Genomic DNA, 17847 nt, shown 5'->3' on the forward strand with positions numbered 1-17847 from the left:
ACTTCACAAAATCGTATGGAACGATTTTGAACAGCTTTAGCTGACCACGTAGTGGTGAAGAACAGGGATGTTTTGAATAAAACTCACAACGCTGGTAGGGATGATTTTAACAAGCAAGGCTGTTCACCTTTTTCGTTCTTTTGGTATAAACTGTTAAAAAAGTCGCATTGGAATCGTTACACAATAACTTGCGCTAAATTGTTTTCAAAAAGCCTGAAATGACTGGTTATTTTGAAAACAAAAGCGCAAGTAATTTTGAAGCCGATCCATAGTGGCTTTTTTTTTGGCTTTTTTTTATGAACTGAAACGCATTTTTTTCTGATTAATTCCGTACAATTATCAATGGTATTTAACATTTTTATGAGGAGAATAGATTGCCTTTAAATCAATATAAAAAAATAGTGGTATTAACGGGCGCGGGAGTATCTGCTGAATCAGGTATTCGCACTTTTCGTGATAAAGATGGTTTATGGGAAAAATATAAGTTAGAAGATGTTGCTACACTCGATGGGTATAAAAAAAATCCCGCATTAGTGCTCGATTTTTATAATAAACGGCGCCATGATTTTTGCTCTGGTGATGTAAAACCCAATGCTGCACATTATGCGCTGGCAGAGCTGGAAAAAAACTTTGATGGCGAGTTTTTATTAGTGACACAAAATATTGATAACCTACATGAGCAGGCGGGATCTAAAAATGTGATTCATATGCATGGAGAGTTATTAAAAGCCCGTTGTCCGCAGAGCAATCAAATTATCAATTGGCTTGATGATATGTCAGAAAATGATCTTTGCCATTGTTGTCAATATCCTGAAAATCTACGTCCACATATTGTTTGGTTTGGTGAGATGCCTTTAGGACTGGATATTATCTACCACCATCTTTCACAGGCAGATCTGTTTATTGCTATTGGCACGTCGGGTACGGTTTATCCTGCGGCTGGTTTTGTGGAGGAAGCTAAAAGTGTGGGGGCACATTCGATTGAAGTTAATCTTGAGGCAAGTGAAATTCATAGCCATTTTGATCAAGTGCAACGTGGTAAAGCAACGGAAATAGTCCCTCAATTAGTGAGTACATTATTGCCTATCAAAGTCTAAACTATTAGCATAAAAGTTTAAAATCGTTACAATGATGCCCTATTAATAAAAAGACTTATTTAGGGCCGTTAACTTGTTATGAACAAAACACATTTTGTATTAGGTGGTGATCTAAAAAAATCACTTACCGAGGGTTATACCCTCAATTTCAAAGAACTTTTTAAAGATGCTTTTGCTATCACCCGTACGCACTATCTGCCACTGATTATTGCCTGTTTAGTGACTATCGCGATTGTGACACTTATCTACACATTGAGTTTTGACGCATTAAGTGGGTTGAGTGAAAGTAATCAAATTATTATTAATTTCATTTTTAGTTCCTTTATTGTAACCCCGTTAGTGACGGGGTTACAGATGATGGGTATTAATCATGCCATTGGTCTTAAAAGTCGTTCATCAGATCTGTTTAACTACTTTAATATGATCCTAAAATTGGCACTTGCCAGCGTGATCATTAATACTATTGTTTATCTTCTGACCTTACTATTAAGTCAAGCGTTAGGGGATTTAGGACTACAGTTTTCTACCATTGCGATGCTTTATTTGAATATGGCATTTTGCATGGTTTATCCTCTCATTGCAGAGAAGAAAATGGCACCCCAGTTAGCACTAAAACTTTCCTTTAAACTGATTAATAAAAACCTACGTCAATTCACTTTCCTGTTTATGTTGTTAGGATTGCTTGGTTTTTTGGCATTACTTCCTTCTGGTTTGGGTTTATTTTTGTTTATCCCTTTCTATTTTAACGTGATGGGCATTGTTTATCGTCAAATGTGTGGTGTTAGTATCACCGCGACTGACGTTGAGAAAAAAGAGGATGATGATTCAGATGACTCTGATAAAAATGACAGCAATAATAATGATGGTGCATCAAAAGGCAGTTCAGAGTTTGAGGCTTAATATGAAATTTAATATACGAATTGTAATAATAATGTTGTCTGTTTTTTTTAGCTTAAATGCAGTGGCTACTCCCGTAAAATTAAACTATTCACTGTTTTTTGGTTACATGAAAACTCTGTATAAACTCGATTATCAACAAGTAACTACTGCATTTTATCTGGTTGATAGAGAATCTGGTGGCGTTTGCTTGCTCGATAAGGTCGAGATAGTCGTTGATAATAAACGTGAAAAGATTGAGTTTGAAAAAAAAGGGCGGTTACTCCCCTTTTTCTCTGAAAATCATCGTAAAGATGGTGCGATGATAGAGGTAGAAACGGCGAATAATCAGCTTTGTGATCTGCAAGTCACCTTGATGGCAAAAACATCACAACTACAAAATATCAATTTTGAAAAATTAACCGTCATTACAACCCAGCTTGAAGGTGTCTTACGTAAAAATGCAGGTATGGTCGGTAAATATTTCTTACCCGCTTATGAAGGGTTACGTTTTAAATTGGCAGTGCCTATCGAAGAAGGGACCGCCTTAGCGCAAGGTTATCAGTTTGCACAAAATGGTGATCTGCTGATCAGTAATAAAATATTACAAGCTAGCAAAAAAGAGGCATTACTTAATTATAATGTATTGCGTATTACGCCATGGATAGGGAAGTAGTTAATAATGAGTGATATTTTCACCTCCATCATGAGTATGAGTACATGGGAAGCGTTTGCAACGGTGTTAGCTCTTTTTTACGTGGTACTCGCCGCAAAAGGTAATATGTGGTGTTGGCCAGCCGCTCTTATTTCTACCGTGTTGGCTATCTGGGGATATTACACTTGGTCTAAACAACATCAGTTACAAAAAGATGCTCTCTAAAACAGAATTAGCGTGGCTGACAGAAAACAATGTTGCTCACATTACCCGTGTTGAGCAGTTTAAGCACGCGCTCACCAACGAGGTATTTTTAATCACGGTCAATAAGAGCAACAGCTTCATTTTTAAACGCTTAAACCAACAAGCACGCTCAAGTGATGATCGCCAAGCTGAATTTTTAGTGCAACAATTAGCCAGCCTACAAGGGCTAACGCCTAAAGTATTAGCGCACAGTAAAGCGTATAAACTACAACAATATATTGAAGGGGATCTAATCCCTACAAACAGTGATAATCTGAGTGCGTTTTTAGCCACACAACTACATCGAATTCATCAACTTCCTGCTTTATATGGCCCGACTCAACGTTTGGTTTTTGAGCTTAACCGGCTTAAAAAGCAGCTTCATTTCGCCATTGATAAAAGTATTTTTGCAGCGATGCTAATACTGGCAAAGCAGTTAGATAGTGATTGTGCCTGTGATACTTTGTGTCATGGTGATTTGTCACTGAATAATATATTGCAAGGTGATGATAAGCTGATCTATCTTCTTGATTGGGAGTATGCAGTGATCGCTTGCCCCGCTTATGATTTAGCATTTTGTAACTGCATTAATGGTTTTACTGAAAGGCAGTGTGAGCAACTTATTGAACACTATTATTTACAAATAAGCCATCAGCCAAACTACACATTAAAATCCCTACAAAAAGAGTGCGTATTGTATTTAAAACTATTTGATTATATCAATGAGTTATGGTCACTTTGTTTTGTAGAAAAAAACTGACTTTTTAGGTAAGATAATAGGCTTATCTACTCATATTTTGGTAACTTCTGAATTAAAAAGGTTAATAATTTTGAAATTTAACAATAAAAAAGTGATTATCTTTGATCTCGATGGCACGCTGATTGACAGTGCGCCAGATCTCGCATTAGCGATTAATCATATGTTAACCCGTTTAGGCCGAGAGACTTTCAGTGATTCTCTTATTCGCTCATGGGTGGGCAATGGCGCACAAGTAATTGTAAAGCGTGGCTTATCGGGAAAGGTTGATGTTGATGACAACATTGATCCTGTACTTTTTGAACAAGCACTCGCTATTTTCTTAGACTTTTACGCAAAAAATCTGTGCATTGATACGGTTACCTATCCACATGTACGTTCGACATTAAAAATCCTCAAAGCACAGGGTTATCGTTTAGTGATTGTCACCAATAAACCGTTTGATTTCATCGAACCTATTTTAATCGGTTTACAGTTAGAAGGTCTGTTTGAGCTTTGTTTAGGTGGCGATAGCTTGCCGGTACGCAAACCTGATCCACTTCCTTTGCTACATGTCTGTGAAAAATTGGGTGTAACAGTTGAGCAATGTGTGATGGTGGGGGATTCTAAAAATGATATTTTAGCCGCTAATGCGGCTAAGATGCAAAGTATAGGACTTACTTACGGTTATAACTACGGCGAAGATATTGGTGAGCATCAACCTGATACGGTGTTTAGTGATTTTGCTGATATTCTTGCGACCTTTGCTGTCAGTAATCACTATCAATTAGTTGATTAATTCATCATGAGCAGACCAATTCAATCTTGCGTTAAAAATCCACGTATTGGCATTATTGGTGGCGGTATTGCTGGTGCAACGGTTGCCCTGTGTTTAGGTGAACTGGGGCTGGATGTGACCTTGATAGAAAAAGGGTCAAGCCTTGTTAATGGTCCGCCAATTTGTCATCTTCATGCGGGGGGGAACTTATACCGTGAAATTTCCGATGCTCAGTGTTTTACGCTGCTACGTGAATCCATTGATCTCGTTCGTTTATATCCACATGCGGTTGATTATCGCCCGACTGTGATTGCCGTGCCTAAAAATGATGCGGGTTTACCTGAAGACTTGCTTCCGCGTTTGCATAAATTGCAAAAAGAATACCAACATCTGATCAATAAAGATTCAAAAAATAGTGTATTAGGTGCCTCTGAGCACTATTTCAAATTGTTTACACGTCAGCAGATTGAAGCGTTAAAAAATACGGAAGTGGTGAATAAGCCTCAAACACTGACTGAGTGGATGATCCCTTTTGCACATCATGTCAATTTAGAGCAATTAAAATTTCCTGTGATTTTGGTGCAGGAGTATGGCTTAAACCTGTTTCGTTTAGCCGCGAGTGCTGAGCTTGCTTTGCGTAAAATAACGCACTGTTCATTACTGGTTAATTCTGAGGTGACTAATATTCACGCGTTGGCTAATTGTTGGCAAGTTGAATATCAGCAGGGATCAGAAATAACGGTGACTGAGTTTGACTATTTAATTAATGCGGCCGGTTTTAGAACCGGCACTGTGGATGATATGCTCGATTTTAAACGTCAGCGTTTGGTTGAGTTTAAAGCTGCTTATGTCACTCAATGGCCACAATGTAGTGCTATTTGGCCCGAGGTTATCTTTTTTGGCGATCGGGGTACACCTGAGGGGATGGCGCAATTTACCCCTTATCCTGATGGTTATTTTCAGTTACACGGCATGACACCCTTGGTCACTCTGTTTGATAATGGCTTAGTGGAAAGTGCTAACCACAGTGCGCAACCTCAGTTAAACCCGCATTTTATTGAGAAGATAGATAAAGGCTGGTCAAACGCTGAAATAAATTTGCGTAGCCAAGCTGCGATTGATCATATCAGCCGTTTTATCCCTGATTTTGCACAGAATGCAACGGTCAGTGCGAAACCTCTTTTTGGTGCGCAACAGATCCCGGGTGACGATGCTGAACTGCGTGCTGCGGGTGTCTCATTTGTTGGTGAGTTTTATGCTCGCTGTGAGATAGTCAAAGCCTCGTCTGCATTAACAGTCAGTAATAAAATTATTAAGCAGTTAATTAAGCTGGGTTATTTAACCCACAAAGATAATGGTGACCGTGTTTTTAAAATCACCCACGCAATAACAGAGCCAGAAATTACTCAACATGCACAAAAACTCTGTGCAAGTCGTGATTATCCAGTTTCACTTGCAAGATGTAATTTTCCCCAGCTTGGGCATTAAAAGGGATGTTCTCCTATCATGGGCGTGATTGAGTTACTACTAAATAGATTGGCGTGTAAGCGCAGTGCGTGATTATCCGTAAGACTAGAAATATAATCTGCAATCACCCGTTTTTGGCGTGACGGCTCGCTCTGTTTTTTATAAATATCTTTAATTTGCTCGGGTAAAAAACGCAGTGGTCCGGCATTAAATGCTTCAAAAAGCTCCATCACAATTTGTTGGCCTCGATATTCTAGTATCTGCAAATCAGAATTTTTAATCACATAATTTAAAACAAAACATTTTAATATCTCTAATACCTCAAACATGGCAGGCGCTAAATTTGCGTTGTAAGCGAGCAGTGGGTCAATAAATTTATCATCTACTTTACTGATAGTAATAGAGGTGATTAACGCATTTACCAAGGCACCAATCGCATCTTTACGTTTATAATGTTGTGTTGAAAAGAGGTTGTTGGTGAGCTCTGTCAGTTGGTCAATAAGCGAAAAATCAGTGATCTCTGCCAGTTGTGTTGCCACTTTTTCTTGCCATAATTGTTTATTTACGATGCCCATCGCAATCGCATCTTCTAAATCATGTACACCATAAGCGATATCATCGGCAATCTCCATGATTGAACAATCAAAAGATTTATAGCGTGATTTTTTATGGCTATTGTCCCCTTTTTCCTGTGGGCGTAAGGTATGGAAACGTACTCTGTCTGATTCACACAGCGGTGCTAATACCGCTTCTAGTAGTGTTTTATCGTGATCGTAGATCCCTTTCCCAGGTATCCACTCTTCTGTTTTTAACTCACGGAAGTTACGGCTGGTATCTTCTGGATAAGGTGCGCTAACCTCACTTAAACAAACAGGGTATTTTAACAAACCTAATAAACTGCGACGGGTTAAGTTCATACCATTAAACTGCGTGTAGGGCTCAAGCTGGGTTAAAATACGAAACGTTTGGCCATTACCTTCAAATCCACCATCATTAAGCATCATGTAATTGAGTGCTGTTTCACCACCATGACCAAAAGGAGGGTGACCAATATCGTGACTTAAGCAGATTGTTTCAATGAGATTATTACTGGGTAACAGTGGCTTAAATTTAGGTTGCATAGAGGAAAGATGCGCCACAATGCCCGATCCTATTTGTGCCACTTCTAGGGAGTGCGTTAAACGAGTGCGATAAAAATCACTGAGACCATTATTATGAATTTGTGTTTTTGATTGCAAGCGCCGAAAAGCTGCTGAGTGTAATACGCGTGCTTTATCACGCTGAAAAGGAGAGCGTGTATCTAACAGGCGTTTTTTGCCGGGTTCATCACTGAGTCGTTGTAACCATTGTTCATCGAGTTGTAATTGCATACTGTTTCACCTAGCCTATTGATCAGGAAAGTAAAATTGTAGCGTGAGAATGGTTTTTTAAATAGCGCTATTTTTGCTAACAGCGATCTAGGTGCTGTTAGCAAAGGCGCTATCAGAGACTTAACCTCTGCCTAATGTCGCTTTAAAATCTTGATAACCGAACTCATTTAATAGTTCAATCTCCCCATTGACTCTTTTGTAATAGATGCTAGGCATTTTCAGACCATTAAACCAGTTGAGTTTGACCATGGTATAACCGGCACTGTCCATCAGGTGTAATTTCTGACCTATTTCAAGTGGCGAATCAAATTGTGTTTCACAGAACTGATCTCCTGCAAGGCAAGAGCAAGAGCCTATCACATAAGGATATCGTCCGTTATTTGAAGCCTCTTTGATGGACGCGGGCTCATTATAAATGAGTGTATCTAAACGATGTGCTTCGGTGGCGCTATCGACAATGGCGGTTTTTTTGTCATTTTCAACAATATCAATCACGCTTACCACTAAGTCTGTGGTACGGGTGATAATCGCTTCACCCGGCTCTAAATAGAGTTGCAGCTGGTGTTTTTCACTGAATGCTTTTAATGCTAAGGCCAATTTTTCAATGGGGTAATCGGGGTAGGTGAAAAAGATACCACCACCTAAACTAAGCCATTTAAGTTTTTTTAGGTAATCTGCAAAGGTCGTGGAGATATGGTCTAAAATGGCGATAAAAGCATCAACATCTCTATTTTCACAGTTCATATGAAACATAAAACCTTGTACTTTATCTAGTACTGATAGATCCAGCAACGCCTGTTTCACCCCAAGCCGTGAGTAGGGACGTGTTGGGTTGGCGAGATCTTGTCCTGCCATACTGCGCTCAGGGTTAATGCGTAGGCCAAGTGAGGCATCATTTTTACAGCTTTCAAAATGAGTCTCAAGTTGTGATAAGGAGTTAAAGATTATTTTATCCGACATGCCTTTAACCGCTTCAATATCCGCCTTTGAGTAACCCACACTGTAAGCGTGTGTTTCACCACCAAATTCTTCATAACCGAGCCTAACTTCGTAAGGGCCTGAACTTGTTGTGCCATCTAGGTAGGGCTTGATAGTGTCAAAAGTACCAAAGGTAGAGAAGCATTTTAGTGCTAATACTAGTTTTGCTCCTGAGATCTCTTTTAATGTTTTAGCTTTATCAAGGTTATTAATGAGTTTAGCTTCATCAATCAGGAAGTAGGGGGTTTGTAGGTTTGCATTAATCATAATAAGTACCTGATTTGTAATTTCACAAAAAATAATACTATAACAAATTTCTCACTGAATATAGTTGGGATAAAATTCATAGTTTATCTTTTTTGTTGTCGGAAAAACTTACAGTTAATATAGTCACTTGAAAATAATTAATTTAAAATCAACAGGTTACATTCTGGCTTGTTTATTGCTTTACTATAAATGAAATGAAACATAAATGAAATGAAACATAAAACATAGGAAGTAAAATGAAAAGCACATTATCTCTTTTAGTTGCTAGTACATTAGCGGTCTCAATGGCAAATGCAGGTACTATCACTGAAATCGAACCTAATTCAACATTAGCCACTGCACAAAACATTGAAAATGCATTTACTGGAGAAGACGGTAATGTAAATATTTATAATTCTTCACTGTATGGTTGGGAGACTGCTTCAATCGTTTCTCTAGATGGAGATAACAGTTACGATTATTTTATTTTTGAAGCTAATGCAGGGCAAAACTACGTTTTTGATGTTGATTTTGGAATGAATGACTTAGATGCTGAAATTGCACTGTGGTCATTTGATGGCGCTGGGCAATTAATTCACGAGCAAGATGATGGATGTCAACAAGGGGGTATTTCTCTTTGTTCAAGTGCAGATTTAGGTAGTTTTCATAGCTATGATCCTAGATTTTCGTGGAATGCAGCTACCCAAGGTTCATATGTAGTTGGAGTTGCTCGCTATAGCACGGCTGCAAATGACTTCGGGTTTAACGGCAGTGCACCTATTGCTGGTGATAACTATACTTTACAGGTCTCTCGCTCAGTACCTGCACCCGCTAGCATTGCATTATTTGCGTTAGGTCTTCTTGGTTTAGGAGCTATGCGCAAGAAACGCACATCATAAAATCAATTGACTGAATAAGATAAAGGGTACTGACGTACCCTTTATCACTAAAAAGTATAATTATTTTATATCTAGTTCTTGTACTTGCCACGTTAAACCAATGCGAGGCATTAACTCAAGAAAATGATCTGGGTTTAGTTGTTCAACGTTAAACAGCCCCTTATCTGCCCATTTCCCTTGGAAGTATAAAAGTGCCGCAGTAATGGCAGGTACGCCTGTAGTGTAAGAAATTGCTTGATGTTCTACTTCAATATAGGACTCTTTATGGTCACAAATATTGTAGATAAACACGCTTTTAGCCTTGCCATCTTTTTTGCCACGTACCCAAGTGCCGATACAGGTTTTACCTGTGTAACCAGAAGCCAAAGAAGTAGGATCGGGTAAAATCGCTTTTAATACTTTCAAAGGCTCAACGGTAATGCCATCAACGGTAGTGATAGGATCTGGGCTTAATAGGCCAATGTCTCGCATCACGTTGAAGTAGTTAAGGTAACTATCTGAAAACCCCATCCAGAATTCGATACGTTTTGCAGGCAGATATTCCGCCATTGAACGCACTTCATCGTGTGCCATTGAGTACACTTTTTGTTTACCAACAACAGGGAAATCAAACTCCATCATGCGGCTATGACAAGGTACTTGATGCCACTTTTTATCTTCATAATAGAAAGAGTCACCTTGAATTTCGAGCATGTTTGTTTCCGCATCAAAATTGGTTGCAAATTTCTGACCATGATCGCCGGCATTCACATCCATCACATCGATACTATCAATTTCATCAAACAGGTGTTTATGTGCGTAAGTTGCAAATACACTGACTACGCCCGGATCAAACCCTGCACCTAAAATACCGGTAATACCCGCTTCTTTAAAGCGCTCTGAAAATGCCCATTGTGGATCGTAAGCTTCAGGCACTTGCTGGCCTTCACTGCATAAGTCTGTCGCAACAGAGGTATCAAGATAAGCTGTTTTTGTCTGAACACACGCTTCCATGATCGCTACGTTTACCCACGGAGGGCCAGCATTGATTAGCAGGTCGGGTTTAACGTCATTGATAAGTGCGACTAACGCTTCAACACTGTCGGCATCAATTTTTAATGCTGTGATGCTTTTGCTGGTATCTTTAAGGTTATTACGCCCCTTGATAGAGGTAATAATTTTTTCACATTTAGAAACCGTACGTGATGCAATGGTGATATCACCAAACACATCGTTATTTTGTGCACATTTATGGGCGATAACCCAGCCAACGCCACCTGCGCCAATTTGTAATACAGACATAATTAATTAATTTCCTGAAGAAGTTTTGTTGCTGTTAATTCAATTTTTATAAAAAGAGAATCAAAATCATTAAGGGTTAAACAAGGGTTTAACAGGGTAAATTTTAAAAATAGTTTACCGTCTACTTTAGTTTCTGCGATCACGGCATCACCCGAGGTGAGTAGTTGTAAACGCAGGGTTTGATGAAGCTTGTTAAATGCCTCATCTGTTAACGTGCCTTGCTCTGTCAAACGAAATAACAGCGTTGAAAGCAACGGTTCACAGCATAAGCTGAACATTTTACTCTGTTTTATTAGTGCGGCGACCTCTTGTGTGAGTGCAAGCAAGTCATCAAACATCGTGCCTAACGTTTCTGCGCCAACCGCTTTAAGGGTCATGAACATTTTTAACGCATCAAAGCGCTTAGTGGTCGCGATACTTTTATCCACTAAATTGGGCAGTTCATCACCTTCACGATTAAGGTAATCAGCATGATGTAATAGGGTATTAAAGTTATTTTTATCTTTGATAAGCAGTGCGCCACAGCTAATGGTTTGATAAAAAAGTTTATGGAAATCAACACTGACACTGTCTGCGGATTCAATTCCTTTTAAGCGTGCTTTATGCTTTTTGCTGAGCATTAATGCCCCGCCGTAAGCGCCATCGATATGTGACCAACAGCCCGCATTTTTAGCGATGTTAACCACCTGTTGCAAGTCATCAATCGCGCCATGATCCGTTGTACCTGCCGTAGCAACAATCGCAATAGGCAGCAAGTCTTGTGCTTTTAAGGCATCAATGGTGAGTTGCAGTGCAGTACAATCTATCTGCCCTTGAATATTGGTTTTAACGGTGACCACAGCGCGCTCTCCGAGTCCCATTAATGCAGCTGACTTTTGCACTGTAAAGTGACTTTTATCGGAGCAAAGAAGTCGCATTTTATGACCATATTCAGGCAGGCCATCTTGTTGAATATTGTGATTATTGTGTTTTTTGGCGAACCAGTCACGCGCGAGCAGTAAACCCATTAAATTACTTTGTGTACCACCACTGGTAAATACACCATCTGAATTTTTACCCAACTGATAAGTATCGCATAACCAATCCACCATTATCTGCTCAACATAAGTGGCAGCAGGGGCTTGATCCCATGAGTCCATCGATTGATTAAGCGCTGCAATAAAGTGCTCTGCGACCACTGACGCTATCAGTGGTGGGGTATGCAGATGCGCAATGGTGTGTGGGTGCTGCACTAAAATAGAGTTTTTAGCGATGAGATGATTTACGGTAGAGATCACATCAATTAACGGCTCTGTTTTGTTAAGGTCAACCGCTTCAAGTTGCGCTTTTAGCTGCTCAGGTGCAAGTCCTGAATAGGGTTTATCCGCTTGTTGAAAGAGGGCGTTGATACTTTTTTGAGTGAGATCAACCGCATACTCAAAGGGGCGATTATTTGCCCCTAAATGCATAAAGTATTGTGCATGGTTTCTACTATAAGTGCTCATATTAAATATCCATCACGATGCTAAATGCTTTTGCTACTGTTGCGAGTACAAATTCAATTTGTGTCTCGCTAATGATAAGAGGGGGCAAGAAACGTAAAACAGCACCTTGTCGTCCCCCTTTTTCGATAATTAACCCTGACTCTAACGCTGCGCGCTGAATTTTAGCCGCTAATTCAGGATCTGCGATTGGCTGACCTAATTTATTGAACTGCTCTGGTTTGATGATCTCAATGGCATTCATCAAACCACGACCACGTACATCACCAATTTGTGGGAACTGTTGTTGTAATTGTGTAAAACCACTGCGAAGTTGCTCGCCACGTAGTGTTGCGTTTTCTGTTAAATTATCACGTTTGATGATCTCTAACGTTTTTGCGCCACTGGCCATTGCGAGTTGGTTACCACGGAACGTACCCGTGTGCTCACCCGGATTCCAGCAATCAAATTTTTCATGATAAAGAATGAGTGACATCGGCATACCACCGCCAACTGCTTTTGATAAGATAAGAATATCGGGTTCAACGCCTGCGCTTTCAAAAGCAAAATTATCACCCGAGCGGCCAATGCCACATTGAATTTCATCAAATATCAGTAGAATGCCATGCTCTGTGGTAAGTCGGCGTAGCGCTTGTAACCATTCAATCGGTGCGGGAATAACACCGCCTTCGCCTTGAATTGGCTCAACAATAATGGCGGCAGGTTTAGTGATGCCACTTTCATCGTCACTTAAAATAGATTCAATATAACGAATACTTTGTGCAGCCCCCTGCGCACCACCTAAACCAAATGAACAGCGGTAACTGTACGGAAATGGCATAAAGTGTACATCAGACATCAAGCCAGTACGGCGGTTTTTTGCACTTAGACTACCTGTTAATGATAATGCACCGTTGGTCATACCATGATAAGCACCGTGGAATGAAACCATGGTATTGCGTTTAGTATAAAGCTTGGCAAGTTTGATAGACGCTTCCACCGCGTCTGCGCCAGAAGGACCACAAAATTGAATACGTGCTGTTTTTGCAAAGTTTGCAGGTAAAAATTGCATCACCGCTTTAATAAACGCATCTTTGCTGGGGGTGGTGAGATCCAATGTTTGATAAGGGACGCCCTCATTTAATTGTGTGATCATCACCTGATTGATTTCACTGTGGTTATAACCCAGTGGTAATGCACCTGCACCCGCTAAACAATCAACATAAGTTTGTCCTTTAGTATCTTCAACAATCACGCCACGTGTGGTTTTAATCGCGATAGGAATACGACGAGGGTATGAGCGTACTTCTGATTCATAATGCTCTTGGCTGAGTAACACCTCATCGGGTGTTAAATCGTAGGGCTGTTTAACAACAGGGATCTCTTGATAATTGGTCATTGATGTTTCTGGTGCAAGGTTTAAGACGTTTTGCATAACAGAATCCTTAATCGTAAAAGGGTTGCCATAAAATGGAACTAAATAGTGGATTTACCTTGATGTTCTCAAGGTTAAGGTACTACTGGGGAGGTGCGGTGTGACTCAAGGTTCGGTGCTAACCGCGTCATTATTTGCTTCACACAGAGGAATGACTGTAATGTAGAGTGAAAAAAACATAATATCAGGCTCCTATTTTGTTGCGTAAATGCGTTGATTATAAGTAGTAAAACGCGCGCATTTTAGCATCGTTTTTGGTGCTGGCAAGTGTAAAAAACAGCAAAAATCTAAATTAAACATTAACTTGTTGATATAGAGTGTTTTATTTTATTTTGTGTTGGATAATTGAACGTTTTATGTCTACTCGATCTTTTCACTGTTTATAACTACCCAATTACCCTTAGTTTCGTTATCCTTTAGGTTATAATAATAATAAAAGGCCATGCCGTGAGTAATATAAAACAGATTTTAGTGGTAGATGATGATCAAGACATTCGTGAATTATTAGCACAATATTTGACTAAAAATAGCTTTGATGTGATCACCGCTGAAGATGGCATTAAGATGGATAGTCAGCTTGATAACCATCAGCCCGATCTTATTATTTTAGATATTATGCTACCCGGCGATGATGGATTTGTTTTATGTCAACGCATTCGCCAAACCTCTAATGTGCCTATTATTATGCTGACAGCAAACTCTGATGAGATGGATAGAGTGCTGGGACTTGAAATTGGTGCAGATGATTATATTGCCAAGCCCTTTAGTCCACGAGAGTTGCTCGCACGTATTAAAGCACTATTAAGGCGTACTCAATATGTTGTCGAGCAGAGTCGCACTACCGCGAACCAACATAAAGCACGTTATTTTTGTTTTGCCAATTGGAAACTTGATACTCAGCAACATGTTTTATTAGACAGTAACAATAAAACCTATCCACTTACTGGCGCAGACTTTCAGTTATTGATGTTGTTTCTAGAGAGCGGTGATAACCCTATCTCACGTGATCAAATTTGCCAATCTTTACATGGTCGAAACGCGTTTGCTAACGAGCGTGGTATTGATGTGCACCTGAGTCGACTGCGCAACTATTTAGGCGACGATGCAAAAGCACCTAATATTATTAAAACAGTGCGTGGTAAGGGTTATCTGTTTATCGCTTCTATCTACACGATAGATTAACAATACCTTCGCCAAAATGGAAACTAACCCATTTTGGCGAACTTTTTACTTGTAAGTGGTTGATTTGTACTGGTATGGAATTCCATTTTAAACTTAAATCAAAATTGGCGAAGGTATTGATTAATGGTCTATTTTAAACTGCTTTTTCGCTCACTTATTTCACGTATGCTGTTATTAACCATTTTGTCGGTGGTCGCAGCACAAACAATAAGTAGCTATTTTTGGGTTAATCAATTCACAGAGAGTGAAAAAAAATCAGTTATTCTTAATGCCAAGCAGCTTGCGGAAGGGGCATTAAGTACCATCTCTTTTTTTAAAGATCTACCGTTGCAGTACCGTCACCTTGTTTTAGAGCAACTACGGGGTATGGGGGGAAGCCGTTTTTTTGTTTCTCTAAACAGTGAAAAAATCGTGATTAACCCCATTGCAGAGAGCCAATTAAAAAAACAGGTTATCGCGACTGTGATGGAGGTTTTGTCTGGCGTTTTATCTGAAAATCAAACTTTAGAGATTGAATTTTCTGCACCTGATGACTTACATGTATTAAAAAATGATATTTTGTTAAAGGATCTTCCGCCTTCATGGGGCGCATATTCATTGATTATTCCCACGGTAAAACCGCCTATTTTAGTGTTGCAAATAGAGATAGCGAGCAATGAATGGTTATATTTAGCTGCTATTTTACCGCCTCCTTATCTGCTGTCAGACAATCCTATTATCTCGGCACAACAGGTATTAACCTTGATTTTTACTACTTTTTTATTGCTCATATTTATTTACCTGGTCTTTCATTGGCAAACTAAACCTTTGCAAAATTTAGCCAATGCGGTGTCAGAAATGAGCATCGACCTTGATCAAGCACCACTCAAAGAGGAAGGTGCGTTAGAGATAGTCGCTGCTACCCGTGCTTTTAATCGTATGCAACAAAAATTACAGCGCTATATTCAAGACAGAGAACTGTTGTTTCGTTCTATTTCACACGATTTAAAAACCCCGATCACACGTTTACGTTTGCGCGCTGAATTACTTGATGATGAGAAACTTACTGATAGTTTTAATCAAGATCTTGATGATCTAGAGATGTTAGTGAAAGGGGCATTGCAAAGTGTTAAAGAGACTGATATTCATGAAAATATTGAAGCGGTTGATATTATTAAGTTACTCACTCAAATCAGTGAAAATCAAACCGATAAAATTAAAATAATAGATAAAAAAGTATATCCTTACAGAGGTAAACCATTAGCATTGAAACGCTGTTTGTCTAACCTTATCTCAAATGGGGTTAAATATGGAGAATCTGTTAGCGTACGCATTGTTGATAGTGCAGAAGAGCTACAAATTATTATTCAAGACAATGGCCCAGGTATTCCTGTTACTGAAATGGAGAACATCTTTCAACCCTATAAACGTTTGCATGATGATGATGAAGGACATGGCTTAGGGCTTGGTATTGCGCGTAATATTGTCCATGCTCATAATGGTGATTTGTATCTTGTTAATCGAAAAGAGGGGGGCTTAGAAGTGATTGTTAGTCTGCCACGTATTTATAAAAATAAATTGTAGAAGATATGAAAAAATTACTGCCTTTAGTGTCTTTACTATTAATACAACCCGCACATGCAAATCCACTGGAGGTATTACACTGGTGGACGGCGCCTGGTGAACTTGAAGCGCAAGCCATATTAAAAGAGGCACTTGCACAGCAAAATGTGGATTGGAAAAATTTTGCCATTGTGGGTGCAGGTGGCAATAGTGCACTGCGCGTATTACAGATGCGCGCACTCTCAGGTAATCCACCTGATGCAGCACAAATTAAAGGTCCCGATATTGCTGAATGGGCAAAAATGGGTTTGCTTAAAAATATTGAGAGTTTTGTTCCTGTTAAATTTTTGGATAAACACCTACCTGATATTGTCAAAAAAACCGTGCGTTATAATAATCACTATATGGCACTGCCACTGAATATTCATCGTGTAAACTGGTTATGGTTGAACAAAGCGATCTTTGATGAACTGCAATTAGTGCCCCCTAAAACGTGGAAGCAGTTTTTTATTGTTGCTGATAAAATCAAGCAAGCAGGGTATCTTCCTCTTGCACATGGTGGCACCGCTTGGCAGGACAGCCTGTTATTTGAATCCGTCGCGTTGTCTTTGTTGGGCGCAGATAAATATCGGCAAGCGTTTGTTGAGTTTGATAAAACGATACTCACCTCGGCAGAAATGATTGCGGTTTTTAAAAAATTTAAACAACTTAACCTTTATATTAGTAAAGAGATGCAAGGTAAAGATTGGACATTTTCAAGCCAAATGATCAGTGATAAAAAAGCTGCCATGCTCTTTATGGGGGATTGGGTAAAAGGAATGTGGCACGCATCAGGAAAAGTAGCGATGCAAGATTACCTTTGTGTGGATGTCCCTGAGAGCGCTGGACTGTTTAGTTATAATATTGATAGTTTTGTTTTTTTTAACAAAAATAGTAATGATTTAGAAAACAGCAATAGTCAAACCTTTGCACACACACTGCTCTCTCGTGAGTTTCAAAATAACTTTAATATTGAAAAAGGCTCTATTCCTGTGCGACTCAATATGGATATGCAAGCTTTTGATAGTTGCTCACAAAAATCCTACTACGATTTTAACCATGCACAGTTAGTGCCTTCATTTTCACAGAATATGGCTTCGTCTAGTTATCTACAAAACGAAATGAATAAAATTATTAGTTACTATTTTAATAATGAAGAGGTGAGCGCAGAACAAACAGTAAAACGTTTATCATTAGCAATTAGGGCGTTGAATAAGTAGCAAGGGCAGGGCGGGATCGTGCATTTTCTATTGATTAAAATAAATTGAACTTTTTTGAATATTGATGATCTGATCAAGTAACTATCCCTCATTAAAGTCGCTAATAATGTCATTTTTAAACGAAATTGAAAAAATTGAAGATCATCGAGTAGATGCAAATAAAGAATATGATTTAACAGATATTGTATTTTTGACGATGGCAGGTGTCTTGTGTGGTGCTAAAGGCTGGAAAGCAATACAGATATTTGGTGAGTACCAATTAGATTGGCTAAGGCAATATAGGGAATTCCCTAACGGCATCCCGACGCGCCATTCAATTGGTCGCATCATAAGAGGAATCGAG

Annotated in this window: 17 protein-coding genes; 12 read left to right on the forward strand and 5 right to left on the reverse strand. The window is 39.2% G+C overall.

Annotated elements, in window-relative coordinates:
- The first annotated feature begins 374 nt into the window (after positions 1–374).
- The 7 genes from cobB to G322_RS0111045 all read left to right on the forward strand — a co-directional run bounded on the left by cobB (position 375) and on the right by G322_RS0111045 (position 5873).
- Positions 375–1097, forward strand: coding sequence for a Sir2 family NAD+-dependent deacetylase (cobB, locus tag G322_RS0111015; RefSeq protein ID WP_028866575.1), 723 nt, complete (start codon positions 375–377; stop codon positions 1095–1097).
- A 78-nt stretch (positions 1098–1175) separates the two neighbouring features.
- The gene (locus G322_RS0111020; protein WP_022941837.1) at positions 1176–1997 is read left to right on the forward strand and encodes a hypothetical protein; all 822 of its coding nucleotides are present in this window, start codon (positions 1176–1178) and stop codon (positions 1995–1997) included.
- A 1-nt stretch (position 1998) separates the two neighbouring features.
- On the forward strand, positions 1999–2649 hold the full coding sequence (locus G322_RS0111025; protein WP_028866576.1) for a DUF2987 domain-containing protein: 651 nt from the start codon (positions 1999–2001) through the stop codon (positions 2647–2649).
- A 6-nt stretch (positions 2650–2655) separates the two neighbouring features.
- Positions 2656–2853: a nicotinamide mononucleotide transporter gene (locus tag G322_RS0111030; RefSeq protein ID WP_022941839.1), complete on the forward strand. Its 198-nt coding sequence runs from the start codon at positions 2656–2658 to the stop codon at positions 2851–2853.
- Positions 2843–3631 (forward strand): phosphotransferase, encoded by a 789-nt coding sequence (locus tag G322_RS0111035; RefSeq protein WP_022941840.1) that lies wholly within the window; start codon positions 2843–2845, stop codon positions 3629–3631. Before G322_RS0111030 ends, G322_RS0111035 begins: the two co-directional genes overlap by 11 nt.
- A 70-nt stretch (positions 3632–3701) precedes the next feature.
- Entirely contained in the window at positions 3702–4406 is a 705-nt protein-coding gene (locus G322_RS0111040) for a phosphoglycolate phosphatase (RefSeq protein WP_022941841.1), read from the forward strand.
- 6 nt (positions 4407–4412) lie between these two features.
- The gene (locus G322_RS0111045; RefSeq protein WP_022941842.1) at positions 4413–5873 is read left to right on the forward strand and encodes an FAD-dependent oxidoreductase; all 1461 of its coding nucleotides are present in this window, start codon (positions 4413–4415) and stop codon (positions 5871–5873) included.
- Here the strand turns inward: G322_RS0111045 and G322_RS0111050 are convergent.
- On the reverse strand, positions 5870–7222 hold the full coding sequence (locus G322_RS0111050; protein ID WP_022941843.1) for an anti-phage deoxyguanosine triphosphatase: 1353 nt from the start codon (positions 7220–7222) through the stop codon (positions 5870–5872). The two genes, G322_RS0111045 and G322_RS0111050, sit on opposite strands and share 4 nt — an antisense overlap.
- 120 nt (positions 7223–7342) lie before the next feature.
- On the reverse strand, positions 7343–8467 hold the full coding sequence (nspC, locus tag G322_RS0111055) for a carboxynorspermidine decarboxylase (protein ID WP_022941844.1): 1125 nt from the start codon (positions 8465–8467) through the stop codon (positions 7343–7345).
- 236 nt (positions 8468–8703) lie between these two features.
- Here nspC and G322_RS0111060 point away from each other — a divergent pair, with 236 nt between their 5' ends.
- The gene (locus G322_RS0111060) at positions 8704–9345 is read left to right on the forward strand and encodes a PEP-CTERM sorting domain-containing protein (protein WP_022941845.1); all 642 of its coding nucleotides are present in this window, start codon (positions 8704–8706) and stop codon (positions 9343–9345) included.
- A 60-nt stretch (positions 9346–9405) separates the two neighbouring features.
- Here G322_RS0111060 and G322_RS0111065 read toward each other — a convergent pair whose 3' ends face one another.
- From G322_RS0111065 to G322_RS0111075, 3 genes are read right to left on the reverse strand one after another with little or no spacing between them, the layout of a single operon-like run.
- A complete protein-coding gene (locus G322_RS0111065) occupies positions 9406–10626 on the reverse strand; it encodes a carboxynorspermidine synthase (protein ID WP_022941846.1) in 1221 nt (406 codons plus the stop codon).
- Positions 10627–10628: 2 nt separating this feature from the next.
- Positions 10629–12110, reverse strand: coding sequence for a pyridoxal phosphate-dependent decarboxylase family protein (locus G322_RS0111070; protein ID WP_028866577.1), 1482 nt, complete (start codon positions 12108–12110; stop codon positions 10629–10631).
- Position 12111: 1 nt separating this feature from the next.
- Positions 12112–13521: a diaminobutyrate--2-oxoglutarate transaminase family protein gene (locus G322_RS0111075; protein ID WP_028866578.1), complete on the reverse strand. Its 1410-nt coding sequence runs from the start codon at positions 13519–13521 to the stop codon at positions 12112–12114.
- A 447-nt stretch (positions 13522–13968) separates the two neighbouring features.
- Here G322_RS0111075 and G322_RS0111080 point away from each other — a divergent pair, with 447 nt between their 5' ends.
- The 4 genes from G322_RS0111080 to G322_RS0111095 all read left to right on the forward strand — a co-directional run.
- Positions 13969–14703 carry a response regulator gene (locus tag G322_RS0111080; RefSeq protein ID WP_022941847.1) on the forward strand — a complete coding sequence of 245 codons (735 nt, stop codon included), beginning with the start codon at positions 13969–13971 and terminating at the stop codon, positions 14701–14703.
- Between the two features lie 123 nt (positions 14704–14826).
- Positions 14827–16266 carry an ATP-binding protein gene (locus tag G322_RS0111085; RefSeq protein ID WP_022941848.1) on the forward strand — a complete coding sequence of 480 codons (1440 nt, stop codon included), beginning with the start codon at positions 14827–14829 and terminating at the stop codon, positions 16264–16266.
- A gap of 5 nt (positions 16267–16271) precedes the next feature.
- Positions 16272–17504 carry an ABC transporter substrate-binding protein gene (locus G322_RS0111090; RefSeq protein ID WP_022941849.1) on the forward strand — a complete coding sequence of 411 codons (1233 nt, stop codon included), beginning with the start codon at positions 16272–16274 and terminating at the stop codon, positions 17502–17504.
- A gap of 106 nt (positions 17505–17610) precedes the next feature.
- Positions 17611–17847, forward strand: a 237-nt coding sequence (locus G322_RS0111095; protein ID WP_022941850.1) for a transposase family protein, incomplete at its 3' end; no start/stop codon positions are given.

This window comes from Psychromonas hadalis ATCC BAA-638 (genome assembly GCF_000420245.1).
Lineage (GTDB): Bacteria > Pseudomonadota > Gammaproteobacteria > Enterobacterales > Psychromonadaceae > Psychromonas > Psychromonas hadalis.